The sequence below is a fragment of the Kribbella turkmenica genome, assembly GCF_004348725.1.
Lineage (GTDB): Bacteria > Actinomycetota > Actinomycetes > Propionibacteriales > Kribbellaceae > Kribbella > Kribbella turkmenica.
The window spans coordinates 1-5,404 of sequence record NZ_SMKR01000277.1 but is presented as its reverse complement, the minus strand read 5'-3'; the positions used below and the strand labels follow the sequence as shown (position 1 = coordinate 5,404).

Sequence of the window (5,404 nt, the reverse complement as noted above, 5' to 3'; positions counted from 1 at the left end):
GTCTACACCCGTCTCGCCTACCACCGCGTGGAACGCTGGACAGTCTGGATCCGACCGTGACGCGGTTGTGGGCCGCTCTCCTTCGGGAGAACGGCCCACAGGTGGCGAAGCCGGTCAGCCGCGGACGACCGAGACCAGATGGTCGACGACCTCGGTGAGGGGGACGTCGGCGCTGGTGTTGGTGCGGCGGTCCTTGACCTCGATGGTGCCTTCGGCGAGGCCCTTGCCGACGACGGCGATGGTGGGGACGCCGATGAGCTCGGCGTCCTTGAACTTGACGCCCGGGGAGACCTTCTCGCGGTCGTCGTACATCACCGTCAGGCCGCGGGACTCCAGCTCGGCGGCCAGCTCGGCCGCCTTCCGGAAGACCTCGGCGTCCTTGCCGGTGGCAACCAGGTGGACGTTGGCGGGAGCGATCTCACGGGGCCAGACGAGGCCGAGCTCGTCGTGGTTGCCCTCGGCGATCGCGGCCACCGCGCGGGTCACGCCGACACCGTAGGAACCCATGGTGACGGTCACCAGCTTGCCGTTGCGGTCGAGGACCTTCAGGTCCAGGGCGTCGGCGTACTTCCGGCCGAGCTGGAAGATGTGGCCCATCTCGATCCCGCGGGCCGACGCGAGCGGACCCGAACCGTCGGGCGCCTCGTCGCCGTCGCGCACCTCGGCGGCCTGGATCGTGCCGTCGGCGGTGAAGTCGCGGCCGTGCACGAGGTTGATCACGTGGTAGCCGGACTTGTCCGCACCCGTCACCCACGCCGACCCCTCGGCGATCCGGGGGTCGAGCAGGTAGCGGATCTTGGACGTGTTCTCCGCGCCGAGCACACCGGGACCGATGTAGCCCTTCGCCAGCGAAGGGAACTTCTCGAAGTCCGACTCCTCGAACGCGACCACCTCGGCGGGCTCGAACTGCGCGCCCAGCCGTTTCTCGTCGATCGCCCGGTCGCCCGGTACGCCGATCGCCAGCGGCTCACGCGTCCCGTCGGGGTGCACGAGCATGACGAGCACGTTCTTCAACGTGTCCGCGGCGGTCCACTCGCGACCGTCGGCCCGCGCGTGCTTCGCGTTCAGCGCGTCCACCAGGGTGTCGATCGTCGGGGTGTCCGGGGTGTCCACGACCTCGGCCGCGGGTACGCCGGAGGCGTCCACGGGCTCGGCCTGCGGAACCACGACCGCCTCGACGTTGGCGGCGTACCCGCCCGGCGAGCGGACGAAGGTGTCCTCACCGTTCTCGGCGATCGCCAGGAACTCCTCGGACCGGGACCCGCCCATCGCGCCGGACATCGCCTTCACGATCACGTAGTCGAAGCCGAGCCGGTCGAAGATCTTGATGTACGCCTCGCGGTGCCGCTCGTACGACGCCGCCAGGCCCTCGTCGTCGACGTCGAACGAGTACGAGTCCTTCATCACGAACTCGCGCCCGCGCAGCACGCCGGCCCGCGGCCGCGCCTCGTCGCGGTACTTGTTCTGGATCTGGTAGATCGACAGCGGCAGGTCCTTGTACGACGAGTAGAGTTCCTTCACGACCAGCGTGAACATCTCCTCGTGCGTCGGCCCGAGCAGCATGTCGGCGCCCTTGCGGTCCTTCAGCCGGAAGATGTTGGGACCGTACTCGGTCCAGCGGCCGGTCGCCTCGTAGGGCTCCCGGGGCAGCAGCGCGGGGAACACCAGCTCCTGCGCGCCGATCGCGTCCATCTCCTCGCGCACGATCCGCTCGACGTTGCGCAGCACCCGCAACCCCAGCGGCAGCCAGGTATAGATGCCGGGCGCGGCCCGACGGATGTAGCCGGCGCGGACGAGCAGCTTGTGGCTCGGGACCTCCGCGTCCGCCGGGTCCTCGCGAAGGGTGCGGAGGAACAGCGACGACATGCGCAGAATCACGGGAGTCTCCAAAGCCTGAGAAGAGATGACTGGAACAACGGACGTCACAGAGGATATCCGTCCCGCGACCATGCTCTCACCACGTTATCCACAGGCCATGGCCGCCCGGACCGCCTCAGCGGCCCTCGCGAGCCGCCTTCAGGGCCCAGCGGATCAACGGGACCTGCAGCGGCAGGCGGATCCACGCGACCACCTTCGCCGGCCCGGTTCCCGTCCGCTGCAGGTCGGCCGCCATCTGCACGTTCGCCGGGAAGACGGCCATCAGCAGCCCTGCGCCGGCCAGCCCGGCCGTCCGTCGGGTGCGCGGATGCAGGAGTCCCGCCGCACAAGCCAGTTCAGCCACACCTGACGCGTAAACCAGTTCCTGCTTCCGCGGGAGCGCCCGGGGCACGATCCGCACGAACGGCCGGGGCTTCACGAAATGCAGAACCCCGAGTACGCCGAACAGCACGGCCAGCGCGGTGGTGGTCCTGCTCCGAGACGCCATCCGGGGAGCCTACCCGACGGTGATCACGGCAGCGTCCCGTACGGCGCCGCCGCCGCGCGGGCGGCGTAAACCAACGCTGGTTTCACCGCCGGCCAGAACGTCGACGCCACGCAGGAGTACGCCGGCAGGAAGCCCGCACACGCCCCGGACGACGGCCCGATCTCGAACGTGTACGCCGGAACGCCCCGCGTCCCGTACAACCAGTCGTCCGTCGACCCCGGCGCGAAGTACCCGACCCCGCCGTCCCCGGTGGACACCGGATACCCGGTCAGCTGCCCCATTTTCTTGCCCAAGGCAACCAGCTTCGCCCGGTCCGGCGCGGCCGTGTTCGTGTAGGCGTACGGCGCCAGGATGTCGTTGCCGAAACTGTGCAGACTGAGCATCACCCCGGTCGTGCCCGCGCCGGCCGGATCGCTCACCTCGCCCTTGGTGTCGGGGAAGATCGCCTCGAGCAACCCCTGGACAGCGACCGTCTCCGGCTCGGACACCGCCCTGACGCCCGGGTACGTCTCGTCGCACGGCCCACCCTGGCGCACGTCCCACTGGAACGACGAGTTCCGGTTCAGGTCGACCCCGGCGTCGGCCGCGGGACAACCGCCCGCATGGTCGTCGACGTTCTTGCGGTGCAGCACCGGCCGGTTCGGGTCCGACGTGACCACGTCCACGCCGTCGGGGTTGGCGATCGGCACGACCCAGAGTTCACGCGTGTCGAGCAGCGAGGTGATCTCCCGGTCCGCGCCGTACGACCCGACCAGCAGGTCGATCCAGCGGTAAGCGATCTCACCGGTCACGATCTCCCGGGCGTGGATCTGGGTGTGCAGCACGAACTTCGGCTTCTTCCCCGCGGTGCTCAGCGCGCAGTCCCCGGCCACCTGCTTGGTGATGCACAGGGCCTGGATGTCGTGACCGCCCTGGCCCTTGCTCTTCTTCCACGAGTCGCCGATGTCGAGCAGTTTCACCAGTTCCGGATGCGCCGTCGCGACGTCCGCGTTGTGCTGCTCGTGTCCCGCGGTCGTGCGGTAGCCGCCGTAGTACGTCGCTCCTCCGGCCTCGGACCGCGGCACCGGCTGGTAGACGTCGCCGGTCTTCCCGAGTACGACGCCCCGCTCCCGCAACCGCGCGGCCTCGGCCGGAGTCGCGACGACGGTTGGACGCGACCCGTGGCCGTGGCCGATGTCGTAGCCGTCCCGGACGAGGTCCGCGACGGTCACGCCGGCGGGCAGGTTGAGCGAGTAGTAGGCGACGTCCTCGACCGGCCGGAAGCCGGTGAGGGCCACCACGACCAGCCCGAGGCTGCCCAGTGAGACGACGAGTCTTCGCATCTGAACAAGTAAGCCCACCAGCGGTCACCGCCGGATCACGATGAGCGCCCAGTATCAGAACAGGATCGTCGCGAACGTCTCGACCGTCCGGAACCCGACCCGCTCGTACGCCGCCCGGGCCGGGGTGTTGAAGGCGTTCACGTACAGCGTCACCACCGGCGCGATCTGCCGGGCCAGTTGGACCACGGCCGCCATCCCCGGCGCGGCCAGCCCGCGGCCGCGGAACTCCGGATCGACCCAGACGCCCTGGATCTGGCAGACCCCGGTCCCGACCGACCCTACCTCGGCCTTGAACACCACCCGGCCGTCCTCGATCCGCGCGAACGCCCGCCCGGCCCGGATCAGCTCGGCCACCCGTGACCGGTAGAACGTCCCGTCCGGTCCGGTCTGCGGCGGTACGCCGACCTCCTCGGTGTACATCGCCACGCAGGCCGGGTAGAGGATGGGCAGCTCGACCGGCTCGACCGGCCGGACCAGCGGATCGGGCTCGATCGCCGGCGGGCCCTCGACCACCATGAACGGCTGGTTGTCCCGGACCTCGCGGGCCGGTCCCCAGTGCGGTTCGAGCGTGGTCCACAACTGCTCGACGGCGCGGGCCGGACCGAGGATCTGGAAACAGTTGCGGCCACGCCGCTGCGCGTACGCCGCGAACGCGCGCAGGGCCGCGTCGTCCGCACCCACCGGCACCATGTTGCCGCCCGCGTGGCACAACGCCTCGAGCACGCCCTTCTCGACGTACCCCCAGACCTCGGCACCCCGCCGCGGATCGAGTCCGGATGCCTGCACCAGGCTGTCGACGAACACGTTGACGACCGGGTCGCGAGCGATCACGGCACGCGCCGCCGCCAGGTCACGAGGACCGAGAACCCGTACGCCCACGCGCAGAACCTAGCGGATGACCGCCTTTCAGGCGTGCAACGGGTCGTGCCCCGAGTCGTCCGCCGAGTCGTCGGCCGCGTTGTGCGCTGCCGCGATCCGGCGCAGCGGCGAGGTCCAGGCGATCGCCACCGCGACGAAGCCGAAGGCGCCCATCACCACCATCGCGGTCCGGACGCCGTACTGGTTCCCGAGCAGTCCGCCGACGATCGACCCCAGCGTCCAGCCGACGCCCCACGACAGCATCCGGCCGGCCGTGTTGACCCGGCCGAGCAACTCCTCGGGCGTCACCTGCTGCCGGTACGAGATCGAGTTGACGATCACCAGCACGTACGCCGAACCCCACACGAGCAACGAGAGCGCGGCCAGGCCCCACCCGGGCGCCAGCGCGGTGACGATCCCGAGCACCGCCGACATCGGCAGCGCGTAGAGCGTGATCGCGGCCGGCGGCATCCGCCTCAGCAGCCGCGGCAGACCGACCGCGGCGATCAGCCCGCCGATCCCCCACGCACCCCACACGAGCCCGAACCGGACTCCCGACGTACCGATGTGCAGGATGCGGTCGCACCAGACCACCATCAGCGCGACGAACCCGCCGCCGGCGAACGACTGCACGCTGCCGACGATCGTCATCGTCCGTACTCCGGGATGCCGCACCAGGAACCGGACACCTTCCGCGATGTCGGCGAAGATCACCCGCGGCCGCAGCGGCAACTGTCCTTCCCGGCGCTTCGACATCGCCCGGACGATGCCGCGGACGGCGACCGCGGAGGCGACGAAACTCAACGCGTCGAGAGCGAGCAGGCTGGCCGGGTTCAATACCGCCAGGGCGAGGCCGGCC

At 70.2% G+C, this 5,404-nt stretch carries 5 protein-coding genes; all 5 read right to left on the bottom strand.

Going from position 1 to position 5,404, the window contains the following annotated elements:
* Window positions 1-114 precede the first annotated feature (114 nt).
* The gene (locus tag E1218_RS34835; RefSeq protein ID WP_132327297.1) at window positions 115-1,878 is read right to left on the bottom strand and encodes a proline--tRNA ligase; all 1,764 of its coding nucleotides are present in this window, start codon (window positions 1,876-1,878) and stop codon (window positions 115-117) included.
* Window positions 1,879-1,993: 115 nt separating this feature from the next.
* Window positions 1,994-2,365: a DoxX family protein gene (locus E1218_RS34830; RefSeq protein WP_132327296.1), complete on the bottom strand. Its 372-nt coding sequence runs from the start codon at window positions 2,363-2,365 to the stop codon at window positions 1,994-1,996.
* 23 nt (window positions 2,366-2,388) lie between these two features.
* Window positions 2,389-3,687 (bottom strand): M14 family zinc carboxypeptidase, encoded by a 1,299-nt coding sequence (locus E1218_RS34825; protein WP_132327295.1) that lies wholly within the window; start codon window positions 3,685-3,687, stop codon window positions 2,389-2,391.
* Window positions 3,688-3,741: 54 nt separating this feature from the next.
* Window positions 3,742-4,566, bottom strand: coding sequence for a GNAT family N-acetyltransferase (locus E1218_RS34820; protein WP_132327294.1), 825 nt, complete (start codon window positions 4,564-4,566; stop codon window positions 3,742-3,744).
* Window positions 4,567-4,593: 27 nt separating this feature from the next.
* On the bottom strand, window positions 4,594-5,404 hold an 811-nt coding region (locus tag E1218_RS34815), incomplete at its 5' end, for an MFS transporter (RefSeq protein ID WP_165949558.1).